This is a genomic window from Candidatus Cardinium sp. cBcalN2 (genome assembly GCF_022810445.1).
Classification (GTDB): Bacteria; Bacteroidota; Bacteroidia; order Cytophagales; family Amoebophilaceae; genus Cardinium.
This window is the reverse complement of the sequence record NZ_JAACGD010000048.1, coordinates 1-3,703: the sequence shown is the minus strand read 5'-3', so window position 1 is coordinate 3,703 and position 3,703 is coordinate 1. Positions and strand designations below refer to the sequence as shown.

Annotated in this window: 3 protein-coding genes; 1 reads left to right on the top strand and 2 read right to left on the bottom strand. The window is 36.5% G+C overall.

Features of this window, described 5'->3' with window-relative positions; genetic code table 11:
• Window positions 1-499: 499 nt before the first annotated feature.
• Entirely contained in the window at window positions 500-1,918 is a 1,419-nt protein-coding gene (gene murC / locus MUW74_RS01600; protein ID WP_243518157.1) for a UDP-N-acetylmuramate--L-alanine ligase, read from the bottom strand.
• Between the two features lie 117 nt (window positions 1,919-2,035).
• Window positions 2,036-2,221: a hypothetical protein gene (locus MUW74_RS01595; RefSeq protein ID WP_243553033.1), complete on the bottom strand. Its 186-nt coding sequence runs from the start codon at window positions 2,219-2,221 to the stop codon at window positions 2,036-2,038.
• 269 nt (window positions 2,222-2,490) lie between these two features.
• Here MUW74_RS01595 and MUW74_RS01590 point away from each other — a divergent pair, with 269 nt between their 5' ends.
• Window positions 2,491-3,489, top strand: coding sequence for an FAD-binding oxidoreductase (locus MUW74_RS01590; protein ID WP_243518153.1), 999 nt, complete (start codon window positions 2,491-2,493; stop codon window positions 3,487-3,489).
• The last annotated feature ends 214 nt before the right edge of the window (window positions 3,490-3,703 follow it).

Genomic DNA, 3,703 nt, shown 5'->3' with positions numbered 1-3,703 from the left:
GGGCAATCACCTATTAAAGCTGATTAGAAAAACAGCTTGTTTGAACCCGCGCAGCGGGTGAGTTCTGTTTTTACAGCTCTAACAGGTGATTGCTGCAACTTTTTACTGAGGGCTTGATTTTTTGGTTACTTTTTTATCAAGAAAAAAGTAACAATAAAAATTCATTTTTTACCAATGTCGTGAACAGACAATGGCGTCAACTTAAGGAATAAACTGATTAAGAAAGTTATTTAAAATAAAAATCGCGTTTTTTTGGCTGCTTTATCACAGCTATCCAATTTTATGGGTCAGGTTTTAAGTTTAGTTCTTATACAGATTCTGTCCAAGCATACTTGAAAGTTTTTAGCTAAATAATCATAAAATGATAACCAAAAAACGCAACTAAAAAACATGTTATTATAGCTGTAAATCAATTAAATACAGCTCTTAAGTTGACGCCATTGCGTGAACAGATACTGTAAAATATAGAGGGATAAAAAAACTTTTTTACCAATGTCATCTAACCACTATCCCCAAAAATTGCTGCCATGGTTTCAGCTATAGCTGAAACCATCTCCCCTATATCTCCCGCCCCGATCGTAACAATCACTTGATGTTCTCTAATCATAGAACAAGAAGCAGTTAGGTTGGTCAGCAAGCCATCCATGGTGACCAAGGCTTTTTGTTTACAGGTTAGTGCATTAAAAATAAGTTCTGCGGTAACGCCTGGAATAGGTACCTCTCTGGCTGGATAGATCGGTAATATAAAAACTTGATCTACTAGACTTAAGCTAGCAGCAAAATTTTTATAAAACGCCTGAGTACGTGAAAAAAGATGAGGTTGAAAAATAGCCGTTAGCACACTGCTGGGATAGAGCTTTTTAACGGAAGTAAGTAAAGCGCTAATTTCCACAGGATGATGGGCATAATCATCTATTAATAGGTAGTTCTTGTGTTGGGCAACTAAACAAAAACGCCTTTTTATACCAGGAAAAGTAGCCATAGCCTTACGCACTTGGATTGCGGGTATACCCAGTTCCAAAGAGATCGTAATAGCTGCTAATGCATTTTCAATGTTATGCAAGCCAGCCATAGGTAAAACCACATTAGTAATCGTTATACCAGATCCTAGATAATCGAAAGTACTTTTATGGAGTCCAATAGCTACACGAGCCGCTGTAATATCTCCTTGGTCTAATCCATAAGTTCGAAAAGGTTGCGTATAATGTTTACCAACCTCTAACTGATGGGCAGCACTATGCTGTATAAGTAAATTTTTCTGATTTTGTTGAATAAATTCAATAAAACTAGCCTGCATAAGGGCAGGTGTGCTATAGGTCTCTGGATGGTCTGCATCTGCAGCAGTAATAATGCTAAAGGTAGGTTTAAGATGTAAAAAAGATCTATTGAATTCATCGGCTTCTGCTACCATTAGTTCTACTTGGTCTAATGAACAATTATACAGCAAGTTGCTATGATATCGATCCATGATACCTCCCACAAAGGCTACCATTGGTTGATTACTCTGGTAAAGTATATGAGCGATCATAGCTGAAGTAGTTGTTTTGCCATGTGTACCTGCTACAGCTATTGTCCTAAATTGCTTGGAAATAAGCCCTAATATTTCTGCACGTGATTGAATCTTATAACCCGCTGCTTTAAAATAGTTTAAAATAGCACTATGAGTGGGGATAGCTGGTGTATAAACCACTAAGGTTTGGTCAGGATGGTTAGCAATCACTTCAGGGATAGCAGTAGGATCATCATCACAATCTATTAAAATGCCCTCCCTTCTGAGTGCTGATACTACAGCAGATGCGCACTGATCGTATCCAAAAACTTGGCATCCCTGCTTAGCCAATAAGCGTGCTAAGGCACTCATGCCTATGCCACCAATACCTACAAAGTATATAAAAGGATAGTCGTTGAATGGTAACATGATCTTGGGTTTAATAGAGTAAAAATAGAATTTCTGCGAAACACTACTTCCGCTGGTAATGTGCACTTGGATGGGATAATCAGCTTGAAGTCGTTGTTATAGATAGTTGCTATTGCTTTAATTATCAGACTCATTTCTGTTATGTTTACTATAGCCTAAATGATTTTCCATCTCAGATGCCAGCACCCATTCTACTATATTTTTCGTTACAACTTTTAATAGCCCATCTTGGGCAAAAGTAGTGGATAAATCTGCTCCACCTTTTAACAAAAAATCTATGACCGCTTGAACTTTTGGATTCATCGGAGCTTTCTTTTTCGATTGCATAATCGTATTTTTTAATTAGATGAAAATATACAATAACAAAAAATTTTTTCCACAATTTTGTAGAAAAACTCTTGGGTAAGAACTAGATAAAACTGAATAATATCCTTTTTAGGTAAAGCGAATCTCTATACAAAAAATTATAGGCACGACAGAACCGTTTATTACCATAAGTAAATAATCAATTCTATTGAGCGAATAGCTTAATGATAATCTTTCTGATAGTCTACATATAATAATTATTAGGTATGCGTATAGCCATTGTAGGAGGAGGGCTTGCAGGTCTTGCTACTTGTTATCATCTTTTAACTAGAAACCATAAGGTAAAAGTACAATTATTTGAAAAACAAGGCATAGGATCAGGCGCCTCAGGCGCCTCTGCAGGCTTATTGCATCCATATACAGGTTCACCTGTACGGCTTAACTGGAATGCCCAACCAGGTATAGCTGCAACTATACAATTATTGGATAAAGCAGCACAGGCCATAGGAAAACCAACCTATAAACCGAGTGGTATAGTTCGTTTTGCTATAAACCCAAAAGATCAGGAAACTTTTGCTAGTATAGTCCAAACACAACATCATGTGTCCTTATGGGGCTTGCAACACACTTACAATCAGACTGGGGTGTACAGACCAGCTCTATTTATTCCAGGTGGATTAAGTGTTTATACAGATATTTATCTAAAAGGAATTTGGCATTTATGTGCCCATTATGGCGCTAAATTAGTATTGCAACCTTTTACGTTAAATGATAGTTCGTACTTTGACAAAGTAATTCTAGCTTGTGGTGCTAGTATGGCTAAATTATATCCTAGATTAAATTTAATACTAAAAAAAGGAGAAATATTGATCTGTGAAAATAGTCTTACCTACGGCCTTATTGGTAATGGTTACCTAAGTTTAACAGATCAAGCAAACATATGCTATATGGGTGCAACCTCAAGAGAAGACTTAACCAATATTACACTAGATGAAGCTGCAAGATTGATTCGATCTCAGGTAAGCCCTTGGTATAAAAGGGATATTCGAGTGCTAGGCTACAAGTCTGGTATTAGAGTCTATCGTTCCTTAGGGATTTCTTACCCAATTATTGATCAGTTAGATAACAAAACTTGGTGTTTTACAGGATTAGGATCACGTGGTTTGATGTACCACGCTTACCTTGGCGCGATTTTGGCGAGTGCTATCCTACAACAATCTGCTAAGCTTATTCCACAAGCATGCAAAATATTAAATAATATATAGCCTAACTATTTATCTAAAATTAGCTAAATATCAATCTAATACATAGTAGTATATCGTTAATTGTGCCTAAGGGTACTATAGCTAATAGTTAGCTATTCAAGGTCAATAAAATCATGTTAAACTATAGCAGTAATTATAGTATTTTACTATATTACTATGCAGGCATCAGCTTGCTCCTTAACCAAGGCAAATTTCGTTTCCGTTCACCACTATG